At 48.7% G+C, this 20,384-nt stretch carries 23 protein-coding genes and 1 other annotated feature; of the genes, 15 read left to right on the forward strand and 8 right to left on the reverse strand.

Annotation, left to right across the window (positions count from 1 at the left end):
• The first annotated feature begins 256 nt into the window (after positions 1-256).
• From chbB to chbG, 6 genes are all read left to right on the forward strand, one after another.
• Complete coding sequence (chbB, locus tag HEN21_RS00665) at positions 257-577, forward strand: PTS N,N'-diacetylchitobiose transporter subunit IIB (RefSeq protein ID WP_000412169.1); 321 nt, start codon at positions 257-259, stop codon at positions 575-577.
• Positions 578-658: 81 nt separating this feature from the next.
• Positions 659-2,017: a PTS N,N'-diacetylchitobiose transporter subunit IIC gene (gene chbC, locus HEN21_RS00670; protein WP_000073031.1), complete on the forward strand. Its 1,359-nt coding sequence runs from the start codon at positions 659-661 to the stop codon at positions 2,015-2,017.
• A 51-nt stretch (positions 2,018-2,068) separates the two neighbouring features.
• Positions 2,069-2,419, forward strand: a complete 351-nt coding sequence (gene chbA / locus HEN21_RS00675) for a PTS N,N'-diacetylchitobiose transporter subunit IIA (protein ID WP_000968919.1) — start codon at positions 2,069-2,071, stop codon at positions 2,417-2,419.
• Positions 2,420-2,426: 7 nt separating this feature from the next.
• Entirely contained in the window at positions 2,427-3,269 is an 843-nt protein-coding gene (gene chbR / locus HEN21_RS00680; RefSeq protein WP_000983663.1) for a transcriptional regulator ChbR, read from the forward strand.
• A gap of 119 nt (positions 3,270-3,388) precedes the next feature.
• Positions 3,389-4,741 (forward strand): 6-phospho-beta-glucosidase, encoded by a 1,353-nt coding sequence (celF, locus tag HEN21_RS00685; RefSeq protein ID WP_105286862.1) that lies wholly within the window; start codon positions 3,389-3,391, stop codon positions 4,739-4,741.
• Between the two features lie 12 nt (positions 4,742-4,753).
• Positions 4,754-5,512, forward strand: a complete 759-nt coding sequence (gene chbG, locus HEN21_RS00690) for a chitin disaccharide deacetylase (RefSeq protein ID WP_176252698.1) — start codon at positions 4,754-4,756, stop codon at positions 5,510-5,512.
• Positions 5,513-5,558: 46 nt separating this feature from the next.
• On the opposite strand, the gene katE is transcribed toward chbG, so the two are convergent.
• Positions 5,559-7,820: a catalase HPII gene (gene katE / locus HEN21_RS00695; protein WP_176252697.1), complete on the reverse strand. Its 2,262-nt coding sequence runs from the start codon at positions 7,818-7,820 to the stop codon at positions 5,559-5,561.
• A gap of 182 nt (positions 7,821-8,002) precedes the next feature.
• Here katE and cedA point away from each other — a divergent pair, with 182 nt between their 5' ends.
• Positions 8,003-8,266 carry a cell division activator CedA gene (gene cedA, locus HEN21_RS00700; protein ID WP_001241546.1) on the forward strand — a complete coding sequence of 88 codons (264 nt, stop codon included), beginning with the start codon at positions 8,003-8,005 and terminating at the stop codon, positions 8,264-8,266.
• 45 nt (positions 8,267-8,311) lie between these two features.
• Here the strand turns inward: cedA and tcyP are convergent, their stop codons facing one another.
• From tcyP to hxpB, 3 genes are all read right to left on the reverse strand, one after another.
• A complete protein-coding gene (gene tcyP, locus HEN21_RS00705) occupies positions 8,312-9,703 on the reverse strand; it encodes a cystine/sulfocysteine:cation symporter (protein WP_001010734.1) in 1,392 nt (463 codons plus the stop codon).
• A gap of 132 nt (positions 9,704-9,835) precedes the next feature.
• Positions 9,836-10,426, reverse strand: coding sequence for a metal-dependent hydrolase (locus tag HEN21_RS00710; RefSeq protein WP_010349983.1), 591 nt, complete (start codon positions 10,424-10,426; stop codon positions 9,836-9,838).
• A gap of 162 nt (positions 10,427-10,588) precedes the next feature.
• Positions 10,589-11,257: a hexitol phosphatase HxpB gene (hxpB, locus tag HEN21_RS00715; RefSeq protein WP_000106839.1), complete on the reverse strand. Its 669-nt coding sequence runs from the start codon at positions 11,255-11,257 to the stop codon at positions 10,589-10,591.
• Positions 11,258-11,403: 146 nt separating this feature from the next.
• Here hxpB and HEN21_RS00720 point away from each other — a divergent pair, with 146 nt between their 5' ends.
• On the forward strand, positions 11,404-11,940 hold the full coding sequence (locus tag HEN21_RS00720; RefSeq protein WP_000222184.1) for a YniB family protein: 537 nt from the start codon (positions 11,404-11,406) through the stop codon (positions 11,938-11,940).
• A 40-nt stretch (positions 11,941-11,980) separates the two neighbouring features.
• Here HEN21_RS00720 and HEN21_RS00725 read toward each other — a convergent pair whose 3' ends face one another.
• The 3 genes from HEN21_RS00725 to pfkB all read right to left on the reverse strand — a co-directional run bounded on the left by HEN21_RS00725 (position 11,981) and on the right by pfkB (position 14,267).
• Positions 11,981-12,841 carry a fructosamine kinase family protein gene (locus HEN21_RS00725; RefSeq protein WP_000267675.1) on the reverse strand — a complete coding sequence of 287 codons (861 nt, stop codon included), beginning with the start codon at positions 12,839-12,841 and terminating at the stop codon, positions 11,981-11,983.
• Positions 12,842-12,946: 105 nt separating this feature from the next.
• A complete protein-coding gene (gene ghoS, locus HEN21_RS00730; protein ID WP_000896962.1) occupies positions 12,947-13,237 on the reverse strand; it encodes a type V toxin-antitoxin system endoribonuclease antitoxin GhoS in 291 nt (96 codons plus the stop codon).
• Positions 13,238-13,334: 97 nt separating this feature from the next.
• Positions 13,335-14,267 carry a 6-phosphofructokinase II gene (gene pfkB / locus HEN21_RS00735; protein WP_000251750.1) on the reverse strand — a complete coding sequence of 311 codons (933 nt, stop codon included), beginning with the start codon at positions 14,265-14,267 and terminating at the stop codon, positions 13,335-13,337.
• A gap of 284 nt (positions 14,268-14,551) precedes the next feature.
• Here pfkB and HEN21_RS00740 point away from each other — a divergent pair, with 284 nt between their 5' ends.
• Positions 14,552-15,310: a DUF481 domain-containing protein gene (locus tag HEN21_RS00740; protein ID WP_176252696.1), complete on the forward strand. Its 759-nt coding sequence runs from the start codon at positions 14,552-14,554 to the stop codon at positions 15,308-15,310.
• Positions 15,311-15,369: 59 nt separating this feature from the next.
• Here the strand turns inward: HEN21_RS00740 and yniD are convergent, their stop codons facing one another.
• Positions 15,370-15,477, reverse strand: coding sequence for a small membrane protein YniD (gene yniD, locus HEN21_RS00745; protein ID WP_001142445.1), 108 nt, complete (start codon positions 15,475-15,477; stop codon positions 15,370-15,372).
• Between the two features lie 300 nt (positions 15,478-15,777).
• On the opposite strand from yniD, the gene thrS reads away from it, so the two are divergent.
• From thrS to pheS, 6 genes are all read left to right on the forward strand, one after another.
• A complete protein-coding gene (gene thrS, locus HEN21_RS00750) occupies positions 15,778-17,706 on the forward strand; it encodes a threonine--tRNA ligase (RefSeq protein WP_001144184.1) in 1,929 nt (642 codons plus the stop codon).
• Positions 17,707-17,709: 3 nt separating this feature from the next.
• Positions 17,710-18,252, forward strand: a complete 543-nt coding sequence (infC, locus tag HEN21_RS00755) for a translation initiation factor IF-3 (protein ID WP_001700733.1) — start codon at positions 17,710-17,712, stop codon at positions 18,250-18,252.
• A 92-nt stretch (positions 18,253-18,344) separates the two neighbouring features.
• Positions 18,345-18,542, forward strand: a complete 198-nt coding sequence (gene rpmI / locus HEN21_RS00760; RefSeq protein WP_001124225.1) for a 50S ribosomal protein L35 — start codon at positions 18,345-18,347, stop codon at positions 18,540-18,542.
• Positions 18,543-18,594: 52 nt separating this feature from the next.
• Positions 18,595-18,951, forward strand: coding sequence for a 50S ribosomal protein L20 (gene rplT, locus HEN21_RS00765; protein WP_000124850.1), 357 nt, complete (start codon positions 18,595-18,597; stop codon positions 18,949-18,951).
• A 116-nt stretch (positions 18,952-19,067) separates the two neighbouring features.
• Positions 19,068-19,192 (forward strand) — a sequence feature (Phe leader region).
• Complete coding sequence (gene pheM / locus HEN21_RS00770) at positions 19,074-19,118, forward strand: pheST operon leader peptide PheM (RefSeq protein WP_001386830.1); 45 nt, start codon at positions 19,074-19,076, stop codon at positions 19,116-19,118. It overlaps the preceding feature by 45 nt.
• Before the next feature lie 208 nt (positions 19,193-19,400).
• Positions 19,401-20,384 (forward strand): phenylalanine--tRNA ligase subunit alpha, encoded by a 984-nt coding sequence (gene pheS / locus HEN21_RS00775; RefSeq protein WP_176252695.1) that lies wholly within the window; start codon positions 19,401-19,403, stop codon positions 20,382-20,384.

The raw sequence follows: 20,384 nt of genomic DNA on the forward strand, positions 1-20,384 counted from the left end.
CGCCGGTTTTTTTTTGCCCCGTGTTCTTATTTATTGTCGCGAATTATTTAACCGAAATGTGAAGAAGGTCATAACAACAGGTCAAGGAGAGACAATTTGTATGGTCAAAGAAATACTATCGTTCAGGTCAATACCGTATACTCTTTTCAGCCACCAAAAAAAGTCATGTTGGTTTCGCAAGTTACCCAGAGCATGGAAGCAGGTGAAGGCTTGCGGAGTGTCTGGCTGACAGATAATCGTTGATGAGGGCAGTTTTATGGAAAAGAAACACATTTATCTGTTTTGTTCTGCGGGCATGTCTACCTCTTTACTGGTATCAAAAATGCGCGCACAGGCAGAAAAATATGAAGTTCCGGTCATTATTGAAGCATTTCCGGAAACACTGGCGGGTGAAAAAGGTCAGAATGCCGATGTCGTGTTATTAGGGCCGCAGATTGCTTATATGTTGCCCGAAATCCAGCGTTTGTTACCCAACAAACCCGTTGAAGTCATTGATTCACTGTTATATGGCAAAGTCGATGGTTTAGGCGTGCTTAAGGCTGCAGTTGCAGCAATTAAAAAAGCCGCAGCAAATTAATTTTTAAATTTTTCCGTCAAAGAGTTATTTCATAAATCTATACCGCAATACTTTAATTGCGGTTTTTAAGGGTATTTTTCTATGAGTAATGTTATTGCATCGCTTGAAAAGGTACTCCTCCCTTTTGCAGTCAAAATAGGAAAACAGCCACACGTTAATGCAATCAAAAACGGCTTTATTCGTTTAATGCCGTTAACCCTTGCGGGGGCCATGTTTGTATTAATCAATAACGTTTTTCTGAGCTTTGGGGAGGGGTCGTTTTTTTACTCCTTAGGTATTCGCCTCGATGCCTCAACCATTGAAACACTCAATGGCCTGAAAGGTATTGGCGGAAACGTATACAACGGAACATTAGGGATTATGTCTTTAATGGCGCCGTTTTTTATCGGTATGGCGCTGGCAGAAGAGCGTAAAGTCGATGCGCTCGCGGCAGGGTTGTTATCCGTTGCGGCATTTATGACCGTCACGCCTTATAGTGTCGGTGAAGCTTACGCGGTCGGCGCAAACTGGTTAGGTGGCGCGAATATCATCTCCGGGATTATTATCGGCCTGGTGGTGGCAGAAATGTTTACCTTTATTGTCCACCGTAACTGGGTGATTAAATTACCCGACAGTGTGCCGACATCGGTCTCACGTTCTTTCTCAGCATTAATTCCCGGCTTTATTATTCTTTCTGTGATGGGGATTATTGCCTGGGCGCTGAATACCTGGGGCACTAACTTCCATCAGATTATTATGGATACCATCTCGACGCCGCTGGCATCGTTGGGTAGCGTGGTCGGCTGGGCGTATGTGATCTTTGTTCCGCTGCTGTGGTTCTTCGGTATTCACGGCGCGCTGGCGCTGACCGCGCTGGACAACGGCATTATGACGCCGTGGGCGCTGGAAAACATCGCCACCTATCAACAATATGGCTCCGTCGAAGCGGCGCTGGCAGCCGGTAAGACCTTCCATATCTGGGCCAAGCCGATGCTGGACTCCTTTATTTTCCTCGGGGGCAGCGGTGCGACCCTGGGGCTGATTCTGGCTATCTTTATCGCTTCTCGCCGTGCTGACTATCGTCAGGTGGCAAAACTGGCGCTGCCGTCGGGCATCTTCCAGATTAACGAACCGATTCTGTTTGGCTTGCCGATTATCATGAACCCGGTGATGTTTATTCCGTTTGTTCTGGTGCAACCGATTCTGGCGGCAATTACTCTGGCGGCGTACTACATGGGCATCATCCCACCGGTGACTAACATTGCACCGTGGACCATGCCAACCGGTCTGGGAGCCTTCTTTAATACTAACGGTAGCGTCGCCGCATTGCTGGTCGCACTCTTCAACCTTGGCATCGCAACGCTGATATATCTGCCATTTGTCGTGGTGGCAAACAAAGCGCAGAACGTGATTGATAAAGAAGAGAGCGAAGAAGATATTGCTAACGCCCTGAAATTTTAATCGACGCTGGCACGGGCAACTCGTGCCAGTAAGAATAGAGAGGAACGATGTATGATGGATCTCGATAATATTCCTGATACGCAAACGGAAGCTGAGGAACTGGAAGAAGTGGTGATGGGGCTTATCATCAACTCCGGACAAGCGCGCAGCCTGGCGTATGCGGCGCTGAAGCAGGCGAAGCAGGGCGATTTTGCAGCGGCAAAAGCCATGATGGATCAGTCGCGGATGGCCTTGAATGAAGCGCATCTGGTACAGACGAAACTGATTGAAGGCGATGCGGGCGAAGGCAAGATGAAAGTGAGTCTGGTGCTGGTTCACGCCCAGGATCATTTAATGACTTCCATGCTTGCACGTGAACTGATTACCGAATTAATTGAGCTTCATGAAAAACTGAAGGCATAAGGAGTCGATGATGCAGCCAGTGATTAATGCGCCGGAAATTGCCACTGCCCGTGAACAGCAGTTGTTTAATGGCAAAAATTTCCATGTATTTATCTACAATAAAACGGAAAGTATTACTGGATTGCATCAGCATGACTATTATGAATTTACCCTGGTTTTAACTGGTCGTTATTTCCAGGAGATTAACGGTAAGCGCGTGTTGCTGGAACGGGGCGATTTTGTTTTTATTCCGTTAGGATCACACCATCAAAGTTTTTATGAGTTTGGTGCCACGCGCATATTGAACGTTGGGATCAGTAAACGTTTTTTTGAACAGCATTATTTGCCGTTGTTGCCTTATTGCTTTGTTGCTTCACAGGTTTACCGAACAAATAATACTTTTCTTACCTATGTGGAAACGGTGATTTCTTCATTGAATTTCAGCGAAACCGGTCTGGAAGAATTTGTTGAGATAGTCACTTTTTATGTCATTAACCGTTTACGTCATTACCGCGAAGAACAGGTGATTGATGATGTGCCACAGTGGTTAAAAAGTACGGTTGAAAAGATGCATGATAAAGCGCAGTTCAGTGAGAATGCGCTGGAAAATATGGTGATGTTATCGGCTAAATCGCAGGAGTATTTGACGCGTGCGACTCAGCGATATTATGGCAAAACGCCGATGCAGATTATTAATGAAATCCGCATTAACTTTGCCAAAAAACAACTGGAAATGACCAACTATTCTGTGACTGATATTGCATTTGAAGCGGGTTATAGTAGCCCAAGCCTGTTTATTAAAACGTTTAAGAAACTAACATCTTTTACACCAAATAGTTATCGTAAGAAATTGACTGAATTTAATCAGTAGCTATTGTCACTGATCATTAAATTTACATGCGTGCCTTATTTATCCTGGGGAGACCGGGATATTCCTGACGTAGAGGCAGGTATGAATAATATTAGTATTTCCTGATGAAGGGAGAAATTATGAGCCAGAAATTAAAAGTCGTCACTATTGGTGGCGGGAGTAGTTATACCCCGGAACTGCTGGAAGGGTTTATTAAGCGTTATCACGAATTACCGGTGACTGAATTATGGCTGGTGGATGTCGAAGGTGGTAAAGCAAAACTGGATATTATCTTTGATCTCTGCCAGCGAATGATCGATAACGCTGGTGTACCGATTAAACTTTATAAAACGCTTGATCGTCGTGAGGCGCTGAAAGGGGCAGATTTTGTCACTACCCAACTGCGCGTAGGTCAATTACCAGCACGCGAACTGGATGAACGTATTCCGTTAAGTCATGGTTATCTTGGCCAGGAAACTAATGGTGCGGGTGGACTGTTTAAAGGTCTGCGCACCATTCCGGTGATTTTTGACATCGTAAAAGATGTCGAAGAACTTTGTCCGAATGCATGGGTGATCAACTTCACTAACCCGGCGGGAATGGTCACTGAAGCGGTTTATCGTCATACCGGATTTAAACGCTTTATCGGCGTGTGTAATATTCCGATTGGTATGAAAATGTTTATCGGCGATGTTTTAGCCTTGAATGAGAACGATGATTTATCTATCGATCTGTTCGGCCTGAACCACATGGTGTTTATTAAGGATGTGTTGGTAAATGGCAAATCACGTTTCGCCGAATTGCTTGATGGTGTGGCATCCGGGCAGTTAAAAGCATCTGGTGTTAAAAATATTTTCGATCTGCCGTTTAGCGAAGGTTTAATTCGGGCACTGAACCTGTTGCCGTGTTCCTATTTGCTTTATTACTTCAAGCAAAAAGAGATGCTGGCGATTGAAATGGGTGAATACTACAAAGGCGGCGCGCGTGCGCAGGTGGTACAGAAAGTCGAGAAGCAACTCTTTGAGCTGTATAAAAACCCGGATCTGAAAGTGAAACCGAAAGAGCTGGAGCAGCGCGGTGGAGCTTATTACTCTGATGCAGCGTGCGAAGTCATTAACGCTATCTACAACGACAAGCAAACGGAACATTACGTTAATATCCCGCATCATGGGCATATTGATAATATTCCGGCAGACTGGGCGGTAGAAATGACCTGCACGCTGGGGCGCGATGGCGCGACGCCACATCCGCGCATTACGCATTTCGATGACAAAGTGATGGGGCTGATTCACACCATCAAAGGCTTCGAGATTGCGGCCAGCAACGCAGCACTTAGCGGGGAATTTAACGATGTGTTACTGGCGCTAAACCTTAGCCCGTTGGTGCACTCCGATCGTGATGCTGAGCTGCTGGCACGCGAGATGATTCTGGCGCACGAGAAATGGCTGCCAAACTTTGCCGACTGCATAGCAGAACTTAAAAAAGCACATTAACCGGGGCTGATTATGGAACGCTTACTGATTGTTAATGCCGATGACTTTGGCCTAAGTAAAGGCCAGAACTACGGCATTATAGAGGCCTGCCGAAACGGTATTGTCACGTCGACGACGGCGCTGGTGAATGGTGAAGCTATCGACCATGCGGTGCAGTTGAGTCGCGATGAACCGAGTCTGGCAGTTGGAATGCACTTTGTTCTCACCCTGGGCAAGCCGCTGACTGCAATGCCGGGTTTAACCCGCGAAGGTGTGTTGGGGAAGTGGATCTGGCAACTGGCGGAAGAAGATGCTTTACCGCTGGAGGAAATTGCTCAGGAACTTGCCAGTCAGTATCTGCGTTTCATTGAGCTATTTGGGCGCAAACCAACGCACCTTGATAGCCATCATCATGTGCATATGTTCCCGCAGATTTTCCCGATTGTGGCGAAGTTTGCGGCTGAAGAGGGGATTGCGTTGCGCATCGACCGTCAGCCGCTATCTTATGATGGTGATTTACCGGCTAATCTGCGCAGCTCGCAGGGATTCAGTAGCGCGTTCTATGGTGAAGAGATTAGCGAGTCACTGTTTCTGCAAGTGCTGGATGATTCCTGCCATCGCGGTGAACGTTCGCTGGAAGTGATGTGCCATCCGGCGTTTGTCGATAATACAATTCGCCAGAGTGCTTATTGCTTTCCACGGTTAACGGAGCTGGAAGTGTTGACATCAGCATCGCTGAAGTATGCCATTGCCGAGCGAGGTTATCGGTTGGGTAGTTATCTTGATGTGTAAGGTAGTTTGTAAAGTCACTCCCCTGGGGGAGTGACTTTATTCATATTTACGCCGGAATTTTATCAATCTTAGGAATTCGTGACCATACGCGGTGCGCTGCCATTAGCGTTAACAGTTCATCCATAAAACTACCGTCTGCGCTGTCGGCTTCCACAATCCCTTCTTCACCCTGGTCATCAACCTTGATTGTCGCCTTAAACTTGCGCGCATCGCCCGCCAGCGCAATCGGTTTAAGGTGCTTATAGGCTTCCATCAGGTAATAGTTTGCATCGCCGTTGTCTGCGATATCGGCGATATTACCGCAAGGGACAATGACCGCATCAACCGTCAGCGATGGCGCCCCGGCAAAGGTTGCTGCTATCGGCAACACCGTACCGTCATCGGTAGTGACTTCGCCCATCCGTGAGTAAAGCAGTTTGGCATGAACGCCTTTGGCTTTCAGCGCCTTCAGAATTGCCAGAAGGTCTGCGGATTTCACTTCATCATTAAGCAAAATAGCTACCACACGGCCTTTCACATCACCGTCAGGAATGGCATACAAACTTAACGCAGGATCTTTTTTAAGCCCGTTTACGTCCGGTGGCGGGGTGATATTCAGCTGGTCGTCAGTCAGTTCGATACCGAGATTTTTTGCTACCGCCTGCGCCAGGTTAAGATCGATATGCGCTAACTGGTCAACGACGCGTTCACGAATATAAGGTCGTACAACTTTGCTTAACTCAAAGCTGAAACCATCGACTATATGGCGCTGCTCGAACGGCGTTTGACTTAGCCAGAACAGGCGCGGATGCGAGTAGTATTCGCCAAATGATGGGCTGCGTTCCCGCACTTTATTGCCTTCCACGCGCTCCTGATATGATTCAAAACCGCCGCGTTTTGGCCCCGGCGGCGTTTCGCGCGGCCAGTTATCGTTGATCGAGTTCGGTTCGTAATTCGCCGGGTTAGTGTCGATTCCCATCCGATGCATACCGTCACGCTGGAAATTGTGGTACGGGCAGGTAGGGCGATTAATCGGAATTTCATGAAAATTCGGCCCGCCAAGACGGCTGATTTGTGTATCGGTATAAGAGAACAAACGTCCCTGCAACAGCGGATCGTTGGTGAAATCCAGACCAGGGACAATATGACCAGGATGGAAAGCTGCCTGTTCGTTTTCGGCAAAGAAGTTATCCGGGTTACGGTTAAGCACCATTTTGCCGACGCGCTGAACGGGTACTAACTCTTCCGGGATGAGTTTCGTTGGGTCAAGCAGGTCGAAGTCGAATTTGAATTCATCTTCTTCGGGGATCAACTGGAAGCCCAGTTCGTATTCCGGGAAATCGCCTGCTTCAATGGCTTCCCACAGTTCGCGGCGGTGGAAGTCTGGATCACGTCCGGTGAGTTTCTGCGCTTCATCCCACACCAGTGAGGCTTTACCTGCCAGTGGTTTCCAGTGGAAACGTACAAAGGTCGCTTTACCTTCGGCGTTAATCAGGCGGAAGGTGTGAATGCCGAAGCCTTCCATGGTGCGGTAACTGCGTGGTATTCCGCGATCTGACATCGCCCACATCACGTTGTGGAGCGTTTCTGGTTGCAGGGATACATAATCCCAGAAGGTGTCGTGGGCGCTTTGCCCTTGCGGAATTGCCCAGTGCGGTTCCGGTTTTACCGCATGAACAAAATCGGGGAATTTATGCGCATCCTGAATAAAGAAGATTGGTGTGTTATTACCAACAAGGTCAAAAATACCCTCTTCGGTATAGAACTTGGTGGCAAAACCACGGATATCACGCACCGTATCTGCCGAACCTGCGCCACCCTGAACGGTAGAGAAACGCACGAACACCGGGGTGATTTTGTTCGGATCTGACAGGAAGTCGGCTTTGGTGATATCGCTTAAGTTTTTATACGGCTGGAAATAACCGTGAGCGGCTGACCCACGCGCGTGAACGATACGTTCCGGAATACGTTCATGGTCGAAGTGGGTGATTTTCTCGCGCAGAATAAAATCTTCCAGCAGCGTTGGACCACGGCTACCGGCACGCAGTGAGTTTTGATCGTCGGCGATGCGCACGCCCTGATTAGTGGTCAGCGCATAATTTTCACTGCCTTTGCGTACGTCTTCCAGAGATTTTAGTTTTTCGTTACGCGTATCAGGGGCTTTCAGACTCCCTGGGGCGGTAGGTTGTGCGCCTGGCGGTGTTGGTTCAGCCGCTGGACGATAAGATCCGTCTTCAGGTGCCAGTGAGTCCATTCCCGGTTTCGCTTCGCTGGAGTCGTGTAGTGGTGACTGGTGCTGATGTGGGTTCTTTTCGTTATGTTGCGACATTGAACTCGTCTCCTTAATTCATTACTGAAAGGGCCGCTGTTTTGGTCAAAAAACCCTCTAACTATAGACCATCAGGGTGATCCCGCTCTGGAAGTGGTGCCAGAGAAGGTATTCGGGAATATACGCAAAGCAGGACGGACGGGGGGTAAATCAGCTAAACTACAATTTTTCTGATTTTTAATATGCGTTTAGTGAAGCCAGTAATGAAGAAACCGCTACGTCAGCAAAACCGCCCGATTATTAGCTATGTTCCTCGCACGGAACCTGCGCCGCCAGAACATGCGATTAAGATGGATTCGTTTCGCGATGTCTGGATGCTGCGTGGCAAATATGTTGCGTTTGTTCTGACGGGGGAGTCATTCCTGCGCTCACCAGCATTTAGCGTGCCGGAGTCCGCCCAGCGTTGGGCTAACCAAGTGCGCCAGGAAAATGAGATCGAAGAATAAAAAAACGCCTGTCGAATGACAGGCGTTTTGCGTTATGAACCAGGATTAACGGTGTGCCAGTTCGGCGTCGTCTTCGCTGTCCAGAATGGACTTATCGGTTTGCTTCAGCCACTGGCTGGTCAGCGTACCTGCGGTCATTGAGCCGCTCACGTTCAATGCAGTTCGACCCATATCGATAAGCGGTTCAACGGAGATTAACAGAGCCACTAGCGTTACCGGCAGGCCCATCGCCGGCAGAACAATTAACGCGGCGAATGTTGCACCGCCACCAACACCTGCAACACCTGCTGAACTCACTGTGACGATACCGACGAGTGTTGCAATCCACATCGGGTCCAGCGGGTTAATGCCCACCGTTGGCGCAACCATCACCGCCAGCATTGCCGGATACAAACCGGCACAGCCGTTCTGACCAATGGTCGCCCCAAAAGAGGCGGCGAAACTGGCGATAGATTCAGGAACACCCAGACGACGCGTTTGTGCTTCAACGTTCAGTGGAATAGACGCTGCACTGGAGCGACTGGTGAAAGCAAACGTCAGCACCGGCCACACTTTACGGAAGTATTTCAGCGGACTCACGCCATTAATACCCAGCAGAATGCCATGCACCGCAAACATAATGATAAGACCCAGATAGGACGCGACAACGAAGCTACCCAGCTTAATGATGTCTTGCAGGTTGGAACCGGCAACCACTTTGGTCATCAGCGCAAGCACGCCGTAAGGGGTTAGTTGCATGACCAGGCGAACCAGTTTCATCACCCAGCTTTGCAGTGTGTCGATAGCTGTTAAAACGCGTTCACCTTTCGGCGCATCATCTTTCAGCAGTTTCAGCGCCGCGACGCCGAGGAATGCGGCAAAAATTACCACGCTGATAATTGATGTCGGATTCGCACCGGTCAGATCGGCAAACGGGTTTTTCGGGATAAAAGACAGAATGAGTTGCGGAACACTTAAATCCGCGACTTTACCGACATAGTTGCTTTCGATAGCGTTCAGACGGGCAGTCTCAGCGCCACCCTGAACCAGACCTTCAGCAGTCAGACCAAACAGGTTAGTCACCAGCACACCGACCAGCGCCGCAATCAGCGTGGTAAACAGCAGCGTACCGATGGTCAGAAAACTGATTTTTCCTAGCTGAGATGCGTTATGCAGGCGAGCAACCGCGCTCAGAATAGAGGCGAATACTAACGGCATAACGATCATTTGCAGTAGCTGAACATAGCCGTTACCGACAATGTTAAACCACTGTACAGAATCTTTAAGTACCTGGCTGTCAGAACCATAAATGGTATGCAGAGCAAGGCCAAAGACCACGCCCATCACCAGACCCACCAGTACTTTTTTTGCCAGACTCCACTGTTTGTGGCGGGCCTGAGCCAGCACAAACAGTAGAACAACGAACACCACGATGTTCGCAATTAATGGAAAGTTCATCCCCGTTCTCCTGATCTTATTATTTCTATCACTGTGTAACAGTCATAGTGTTGGCGCAAGATTAACAGAACTGTGAGCTGGCTCTTATATTCAAATGGAATTGCTTATTCCAGAAAGGTGATTTTTGCTTTTTTAGTATTCAACCTGGTGCTTAATAAGGCGATGAAACTGGATCTGCAAGGTATTGATCATTTGCGATGACCAACGAACCGCGCTGTTTTCAGGCAGAGAATGGGGCATCCACACCGACCAGACAAATAATGCCATGCAGAGAAAACGTTCCAGCTGATTGCCCTTTTGTGGCACCAGAATTGGCAGGCGAAAGCGCCAGCGACACGGCCAGAGCAGGGGAACACCAGCCGGTGTCAGCATATCGGCAATAATATGACTCAAATAACCCAGCACCATACCTTGCAGTGCATCAGCCGGAATAAACCAGCTTTCCGGCACTTTGAGGTAAAAGGTTGCCAGCAGGGCAAATACAGCCAGCAAACTGTGGGTAAATCCACGGTGTCCAAATGCGCGGGCAATGGGTTTTGAAATCCACTTTAATCGCTGCCCAAGAAACGATTTTGGGTGGTCGATGTCCGGTAACAGACACGTTAAGATCGCGGAAGGGACAATATGCCACCAGTCACCCTGTGCCAGCACGGGCGTCAGCTCGGCATTTTTGGCAAATACCGCACAAGCAATAGAAAAGAGAAGGTGACCTTCCGCCGTCATGATAAAACTCACTAAACTGTCGATACGTACAGTATAGGATTTTTATACAGTGCGCGGAAGTGGTGACGGTGTAACTCTTTATCACAAAATGATGATAAATCCGCCAGTTGAATAAAAATTCAGATAAAAAGCCAGGGGCAGTTATGACACTGCCCGATTTTATTAGCCGAGGAGGTCGGTCGCGGTCAATTCGGTGAGAGATGAAAGTTTTACGTTCGCCAACACAAAACGTGGATCATTTTGCGCTTCGGGCGCGGGGACGACGATAGAACGCATACGTGCCGCTTTAGAGGCGATCATGCCATTTACAGAGTCTTCCAGCGCCACGCAGGCGAGAGGATCAACCCCCAGTTTTGCTGCACAGTCGAGATACACTTGTGGATGCGGCTTGCTGTAAGGCAGCTTTTCGGCGGAGGCGAGGGCATCGAAACTGTCACGTAAGTTAAACATGGTCAGCACTTTTTCCAGCATATGCAAAGGTGACGCGGAGGCCAGACCTACCAATAATCCTTGTTCTTTGCATAGCGCAACGGCCTCACGCACACCAGGCAGTAATGGTCGCGTCTCTTCAACCAGTGAAATGGCACGGGCAATAACCCGTTCAACTACCTCCTGACGACTCGGCCCATTCCACGGTTGCCGGGCATACCACAGATCAACCACCATATCGATGCGTAAACCTAAGGTGTCCGGTAGCTCGTTACGACGGGAGATATCTACCCCCAGGCTTGCCATCACATCCAGTTCGGCTCGATCCCATAAAGGTTCTGAGTCGATAAGTAATCCATCCATATCGAAAATTGCAGCAAGAATCTGACGCGGGGTTGACATTACAACCTCTCCTTTAGAGCATTATGTGTAAGGTATTAAGCAGTGCTTATGATTAAGCGCCTATCATATCGCCTTTAAAGAATGGGCGAAAACAGATATCTACAGGTAAACTAATTGAAACGACGCGTCTTAATCAAGGAGAACTCATGACGTATCAACAAGCTGGACGCATTGCTGTTTTGAAAAGGATTTTGGGTTGGGTGATTTTTATACCGACACTTGTTTCCACGTTAATTTCCTTGCTGAAGTTTATGAATGTTCGGCAAGAATCCCAGGAAGGTATCAATGCTGTAATGCTCGATTTTGCGCATGTCATGATCGATATGATGCAGGCGAATACGCCTTTTCTGAATCTGTTCTGGTACAACTCACCGACGCCCAATTTTAATGGTGGCGTGAACGTTATGTTTTGGGTGATTTTCATCCTGATATTTGTGGGTCTTGCGTTGCAAGACTCTGGTGCCCGTATGAGCCGCCAGGCGCGCTTTTTGCGCGAAGGTGTTGAGGATCAACTCATTCTGGAGAAGGCTAAAGGGGAAGAGGGGTTAACGCGTGAGCAGATTGAGTCACGCATTGTGGTGCCACACCATACTATTTTCTTACAGATTTTCTCACTCTATATCCTGCCGGTAATTTGTATTGCTGCGGGGTATGTGTTCTTTTCTTTGCTTGGATTTATTTAAGTAAAAGGCCGCATGGAGCGGCCATTATCATCAATCCACATCACGCAGCTAACAATCTATCCAGTGACTGCTGGGCAATAACCAAATGCTGGCCGCCAAACAACCTTGCACGGTTAAGTAACGTGTAGAGTTGGTAAATCGGCTGACGTTCGAGGAAATCTGCCGGTAGCGGTGAAACGGACTGATAGCCGTCATAGATTTGTGGCGGCTGTTCGGTATGCAGCGGTAACATCGCCAGATCGCACTCTCTGTCGCCCCAGTAACAGGCAGGGTCGAATATATACGGTCCCTCCGGGCCCAGAGCGCAGTTGCCGGACCATAAATCACCGTGTAACAGTGAAGGCTGTGGCTGATGTGAACTCAGACGCTGCTGAATATGCTCGACGATGGCGTCGATATTGCCGAAGGCGATCCCTTTTTCTGCCGCCAGTTCCAGTTGCCAGCCAATACGTTGTTCAGCAAAGAACGTTGACCAGCGACGTTGCCAGGTGTTGGGTTGTGGAGTAGTGGAAAGTGCGTTGTCAAAATCGAGGCCAAATTGCGGCTGGTCACTCCATTGATGCAGGTGCGCAATTTGCTGTCCTAAAATAAATGCGTTATGTGCATCCAACGGGCGAGGCGGGAGATAGTCCATCACCAAAAAACTGTAGTCGCGGTCAGCGCCAACAGCCCAGACTTTAGGCACGGTGACGGTTTTACTGCGCGACAGTAATTCCAGTTGGTCGGCTTCGGCGGTAAAACCGGAAAGCAGTTCCCTTTCATCACATTTGACGAAAAAGTCACGTCCTGCATAGCGTAAATGCCATGCGGCATGGACTTCTCCGCCAGGCAGTTCATTACGCAGTTCGATTTCGCCTTCACCTAACTGCTCGCTCAAAAGACGACTGATTGCCTGCCACATGATGTCTCTCCCATGTTGTCTGCCAGATCATAAGGTTAGCGCAGGAATGCGGTGCAAAAACACGAGCTAACGCACACCACAGACTGATTATTGCCCAAAAACCATTTATTTTCTGTTGCTATGCCAGTCCTCCCAGGTGGTGATTATGATCTCTGGGTCTTTGCCTGTGGCGCTTTGGGTGAGTGCGGCAACCAGCTCTCTTATTTCATCTTCACTTTGAGTACTGATAAGCCCAAAGGTGTTCGTTCCCAGCTCATGGATATTTCCGTCATCATCCGTCATGGTCAGTAAAAAACCGTCGCGTGTCAGAAAGTTATTTAACTCATTAATTTCAGTTAATGTGTCTTCATGCAACATGACAGTAATGACATAACGGACAAGATCGCCACCAGCCATAATTCACCTCTTTGTTATCACGTGATTTTTTAGCATAGTCGGAGAAACGCGTTGTCGACAGGTTTATGGTGATTCCCCCAATATTGGGGGAATATCTCTATGAATGGGAAAGGTAAGCGTAAATTTTTTGCGTATCATCATGGGAGCACAGGCGGGTTCCCTGATTGAGCGTGGCGGCGCTGCCCGCAGCGACCCCAAAACGGACCATCTCTGCAAGAGAGGCATTTTCCGCCAGTTTCAGCGTCATCGCGCCGACCATGCTGTCGCCTGCACCGACGGTACTCTGGCTTTTCACCGGTGGTGGCACGACCTGAATACAGTTTTCGCTGTCCACTCCCAGCGCGCCCTGCGGACCAAGGGAAACGACAACCCGCCTGGCCTTACCGCTATTAACGATTTCCTGCGCGGCTTTGCGCACATCATCAGGTTGGGTGAGTTCGCGGTTAACCAGTGCACTGAGCTCTTTCTGGTTAGGCTTAACCAGTTCAATATTGCCAATGGCCAGGGCTGCACTTAAAGCCTCGCCAGAACTGTCGACGATGCAGCGAATCCCTTGCCTTTGCGCAGCGGAAATAAGCTGAGTTAATTTTTCCAGCTTCACTCCTGGGGGCAGGCTTCCGCTGATGACCAGGATGGCTCCAGATTCAATTTCCAGAACTTGCTCTTCAAGTTGACGAAATTCATCGTCACTTAATGTCGCGCCAGGCATGACAAATCGGTACTGCTCACCTGTAGACTCCACATGTACGTGCAGATTCTGGCGGGTCCAGTCTTTTGCTTCGACGGTCGCAACCGGGACATTTTCATCAACCAGCAGTGAAACCAGATGTTCGCCAGTCGCTCCGCCAGCCGGGAAGATTGCCGTGGCGCTCCCACCAAGGTGAGCAATGGCGCGGGCGACGTTAATACCGCCGCCACCAGGCTCGAACACCGGGGCGGTACAACGCAGTTTTCCTTCGGGATAAATTTGCGGGGTAATTGTTGCGCTATCGAGAGAGGGCGCAAGTGTCAACGTATAGATACGTACCATCATTTCCTCCTATAGGCTGATTTCAGTCTGGCACTGAATCAGTGGAAAGTGAAGAAATTAACAATATGATTTATTGGATATTTATATGAAAATAATAAGATGAAGATATAAATAAATATTTGTTTTCGTAATGTGCTTATTCAAAAAATGAAATAAGAAGTCGTTGCTAAGTTTTTCACTCCTTTTTATAATTTGTCACCTTTCCAGGGACGCTACTCTTTGATCCTTAAGAAAGTTTCCGGGACCGCGATGGTCTCTTTTTTTGTTGTACGGACTTTTAATAAATGAAGCTTTTGAAGACAGTTCCTGCCATCGTTATGCTGGTGGGGGGTATGTTTGCGTCTCTGAATGCAGCTGCCGATGATTCCGTTTTTACTGTCATGGACGATCCTGCCAGCGCCAAAAAACCTTTTGAAGGTAATCTGAATGCAGGCTACCTTGCACAATCAGGTAACACGAAAAGTTCTTCACTAACGGCTGATACCACTATGACCTGGTATGGGCATTCTACTGCCTGGTCGCTGTGGGGGAATGCCAGTAATACTTCTTCTAACGATGAGCGTTCTTCGGAAAAATATGCGGCGGGCGGGCGTAGCCGTTTTAATTTAACTGACTATGACTATTTATTTGGTCAGGCAAGCTGGCTGACAGACCGCTATAACGGTTATCGCGAACGCGATGTGTTGACTGCGGGTTATGGTCGCCAGTTTTTGAATGGCCCGGTACATAGCTTCCGCTTTGAATTCGGTCCTGGCGTGCGTTACGACAAATATACCGACAATGCTAGTAAAACCCAGCCGCTGGGTTATGCTTCCGGGGCTTACGCGTGGCAGTTGACCGACAACGCGAAAATTACCCAGGGCGTTTCCGTCTTTGGCGCGGAAGATACGACGCTGAACTCGGAAAGCGCGTTAAATGTGGCTATTAATGAACATTTCGGTCTAAAGGTGGCGTACAACGTTACATGGAACTCTGAACCGCCTGAATCGGCTCCAGAACATACCGATCGCCGAACAACGTTATCGCTGGGATATAAAATGTAATTACTGCCGGGCCGCGACGAGCGGTCTGGCTTTTTCGTTAGCTAATCGCATTTTACCATTCAACCCCAAATCATTGCCGCCCAACGCAGTAACAGCATTGCGCCACAAATAGCCAGCAACACCACCACCATCTTCCAGTGTTTTTTGTCAAAACGTTTTGTCGGCATGTGTTTTCCTGCGTATTTCGAGTGGTCAATATCCGAGTGTAACAAAATGGGCAGGCGTTGCCTGTATTGATTTATATCATTTCGATCATGATGATTGCCGCTTTGCCCGATAACAAATACCGTGTAAACTGCCAGACGGTATTATCAGAAAGTGGGTGTAGGTCTGGCATCGCTAATCAGCATGTTATGACATATTTCGCAGAGTGAAGCGGGAATCAGCCCAAACCTTTTTGGTAAATTTCATATGAATCTTTGTATGTGATCTTGCGTATGGGTCACCACTGCAAATAAGGATATAACATGCCTGTTATTACTCTTCCTGATGGCAGCCAACGCCATTACGACCACGCTGTAAGTCCCATGGATGTTGCGCTGGACATTGGTCCAGGTCTGGCGAAAGCCTGTATCGCAGGGCGCGTAAATGGCGAGCTGGTTGATGCTTGCGATCTGATTGAAGACGACGCACAACTGTCGATCATTACCGCAAAAGACGAAGAAGGTCTGGAGATCATTCGTCACTCCTGCGCGCACCTGTTAGGGCACGCGATTAAACAACTTTGGCCGCATACCAAAATGGCAATCGGCCCGGTTATTGACAACGGTTTCTATTACGACGTTGATCTTGACCGCACGTTAACCCAGGAAGATGTCGAAGCACTCGAGAAGCGGATGCATGAGCTTGCTGAGAAAAACTACGACGTCATTAAGAAGAAAGTCAGCTGGCACGAAGCGCGTGAAACGTTTGTTAAACGCGGCGAGAGCTATAAAGTCTCCATCCTGGACGAAAATATTGCCCATGATGACCAGCCTGGCCTCTATTTCCATGAAGAATATGTCGATATGTGCCGTGGTCCGCACGTACCGAATATGCGTTTCTGCCATCATTTCAAACTGATGAAAACGGCAGGCGCTTACTGGCGCGGCGACAGCAACAACAAAATGTTGCAGCGTATTTACGGTACTGCGTGGGCAGACAAAAAAGCCCTCAACGCTTACCTGCAGCGCCTGGAAGAAGCCGCTAAACGCGATCACCGTAAAATCGGCAAACAGCTTGACCTGTATCATATGCAGGAAGAAGCGCCGGGTATGGTATTCTGGCACAACGACGGCTGGACAATCTTCCGTGAACTGGAAGTATTCGTTCGTTCTAAACTGAAAGAGTACCAGTATCAGGAAGTAAAAGGTCCGTTCATGATGGACCGCGTCCTGTGGGAAAAAACCGGTCACTGGGACAACTACAAAGATGCAATGTTCACCACCTCTTCAGAGAACCGTGAATACTGCATTAAGCCGATGAACTGCCCGGGTCACGTACAAATTTTCAACCAGGGGCTGAAGTCGTATCGCGATCTGCCGCTGCGTATGGCCGAGTTCGGTAGCTGCCACCGTAACGAGCCGTCAGGTTCTCTGCATGGCCTGATGCGTGTACGTGGTTTTACCCAGGATGACGCGCATATCTTCTGTACTGAAGAACAAATTCGCGATGAAGTTAACGGATGTATCCGTTTAGTCTATGATATGTACAGCACTTTTGGCTTCGAAAAAATCGTGGTCAAACTTTCCACTCGTCCTGAAAAACGTATTGGCAGCGACGAAATGTGGGATCGTGCTGAGGCGGATCTGGCGGTTGCGCTGGAAGAAAACAACATCCCGTTTGAATATCAACTGGGTGAAGGCGCTTTCTACGGTCCGAAAATTGAATTTACCCTGTATGACTGCCTCGATCGTGCATGGCAGTGCGGTACAGTACAGCTGGACTTCTCCTTGCCGTCTCGTCTGAGCGCCTCTTATGTAGGCGAAGACAACGAGCGTAAGGTTCCGGTAATGATTCACCGCGCAATTCTGGGGTCAATGGAACGTTTCATTGGTATCCTGACCGAAGAGTTCGCTGGTTTCTTCCCGACCTGGCTTGCGCCAGTGCAGGTTGTTATCATGAACATTACCGATTCTCAGTCTGAATACGTTAACGAATTGACGCAAAAACTATCAAATGCGGGCATTCGTGTTAAAGCAGACTTGAGAAATGAGAAGATTGGCTTTAAAATCCGCGAGCACACTTTGCGTCGCGTCCCATATATGCTGGTCTGTGGTGATAAAGAGGTGGAATCAGGCAAAGTTGCCGTTCGCACCCGCCGTGGTAAAGACCTGGGAAGCATGGACGTAAATGAAGTGATCGAGAAGCTGCAACAAGAGATTCGCAGCCGCAGTCTTAAACAATTGGAGGAATAAGGTATTAAAGGCGGAAAACGAGTTCAAACGGCGCGCCCTAACCGTATCAATGGCGAAATTCGCGCCCAGGAAGTTCGCTTAACAGGTCTGGAAGGCGAGCAGCTTGGTATTGTGAGTCTGAGAGAAGCTCTGGAGAAAGCAGAAGAAGCCGGAGTAGACTTAGTCGAGATCAGCCCTAACGCCGAGCCGCCGGTTTGTCGTATCATGGATTACGGCAAATTCCTCTATGAAAAGAGCAAGTCTTCTAAGGAACAGAAGAAAAAGCAAAAAGTTATCCAGGTTAAGGAAATCAAATTCCGTCCTGGTACAGATGAAGGCGACTATCAGGTAAAACTCCGCAGCCTGATTCGCTTTCTGGAAGAGGGTGACAAAGCCAAAATCACACTGCGTTTCCGTGGTCGTGAGATGGCGCACCAGCAAATCGGTATGGAAGTGCTTAATCGCGTGAAAGACGATTTGCAAGAACTGGCAGTGGTCGAATCCTTCCCAACGAAGATCGAAGGCCGCCAGATGATCATGGTGCTCGCTCCTAAGAAGAAACAGTAAGGCCATCAAGTAATCATTCCTGTGGGCTTCGGCTCACAGGGTGATTCGCCTTTGTTTCTGTTTATCAACAATGCGAAGTGGAAGTTATTAAAATGCCAAAAATTAAGACCGTACGCGGTGCTGCTAAGCGCTTCAAAAAAACCGGTAAAGGTGGTTTTAAGCACAAGCACGCTAACCTGCGTCACATTCTGACCAAAAAAGCGACCAAACGTAAACGTCACCTGCGTCCGAAAGCCATGGTTTCCAAAGGCGATCTGGGTCTGGTAATCGCGTGCCTGCCGTACGCATAAGCCGTTAACGTTTTTAACTTTTTAATTAGAATATAGATACAGGAGAGCACATATGGCTCGCGTAAAACGTGGTGTTATTGCACGCGCACGTCACAAGAAAATTTTGAAACAAGCTAAAGGTTACTACGGTGCGCGTTCTCGCGTATACCGCGTTGCCTTCCAGGCTGTTATCAAAGCTGGTCAGTATGCTTACCGTGACCGTCGTCAACGTAAGCGTCAGTTCCGTCAACTGTGGATTGCGCGTATCAACGCAGCAGCACGTCAGAACGGTATTTCTTACAGCAAATTCATCAATGGCCTGAAAAAAGCCTCTGTTGAAATCGACCGTAAGATCCTGGCTGATATCGCAGTATTCGACAAAGTAGCGTTCACCGCTCTGGTTGAAAAAGCGAAAGCAGCTCTGGCATAAGCCAGTTGGAAGAGGGAGCTAGTCTCCCTCTTTTCGTTTCAACACTATCAGAACATTGACTTTTATCGCCGTAGCCTTTTCAATAAAGGTCTTTTGAATAGTACCAAAAGGTAACGCAAGCAATGAATGCTGCTATTTTCCGCTTCTTTTTTTACTTTAGCACCTGACTCCAGGAGGCTAGCGCGTGAGAAGAGAAACGGAAAACAGCGCCTGAAAGCCTCCCAGTGGAGGCTTTTTTTGTATGCGCGTTTTGAGAAATAAAAAGCCTGTCTCATCAGGCGTAATTGTCGCAGCCAGTTTGGACACGGCCAGCGCGGAGAAACCGGAGCGTACTTAAGTACGTGAGGATTTCGAGCACTGCCCAGGACAAAATGGCAAGTAAAATAGTCTGATGGGATAGGCTCTAAGTCCAACGAACCAGTGTCACCACTGACACAATGAGGAAAACCATGTCACATCTCGCAGAACTGGTTGCCAGTGCGAAGGCGGCCATTAGCCAGGCGTCAGATGTTGCCGCGTTAGACAATGTGCGCGTCGAATATTTGGGTAAAAAAGGGCACTTAACCCTTCAGATGACGACCCTGCGTGAACTGCCGCCAGAAGAACGCCCGGCAGCCGGTGCGGTTATCAACGAAGCGAAAGAGCAGGTGCAGCAGGCGTTGAATGCGCGTAAAGCTGAACTGGAAAGCGCGGCGCTGAATGCGCGTCTGGCGGCAGAAACTATTGATGTCTCCCTGCCTGGTCGCCGTATTGAAAATGGCGGTCTGCATCCGGTGACCCGTACCATCGACCGTATCGAAAGTTTCTTCGGTGAGCTTGGCTTTACCGTGGCGACCGGGCCGGAAATCGAAGATGATTATCATAACTTCGATGCTCTGAACATTCCTGGTCACCACCCGGCGCGCGCTGACCACGACACTTTCTGGTTTGATGCAACCCGCCTGCTACGTACTCAGACGTCTGGCGTACAGATCCGTACCATGAAAGCTCAGCAGCCGCCGATTCGTATCATCGCGCCTGGACGTGTTTATCGTAACGACTACGACCAGACCCACACGCCGATGTTCCATCAGATGGAAGGTCTGATTGTTGATACCAACATCAGCTTTACCAACCTGAAAGGCACGTTGCACGACTTCCTGCGTAACTTCTTTGAAGACGATTTGCAAATTCGTTTCCGTCCTTCCTATTTCCCGTTCACCGAACCGTCTGCAGAAGTCGACGTCATGGGTAAAAACGGCAAATGGCTGGAAGTGCTGGGTTGTGGGATGGTGCATCCGAACGTGCTGCGTAACGTTGGTATCGACCCGGAAGTTTACTCTGGTTTCGCCTTCGGGATGGGAATGGAGCGTCTGACCATGTTGCGTTATGGCGTCACCGACCTGCGTTCATTCTTCGAAAACGATCTGCGTTTCCTCAAACAGTTTAAATAA

The sequence above is a fragment of the Escherichia sp. 93.1518 genome (genome assembly GCF_013368915.2).
Classification (GTDB): Bacteria; Pseudomonadota; Gammaproteobacteria; order Enterobacterales; family Enterobacteriaceae; genus Escherichia; species Escherichia ruysiae.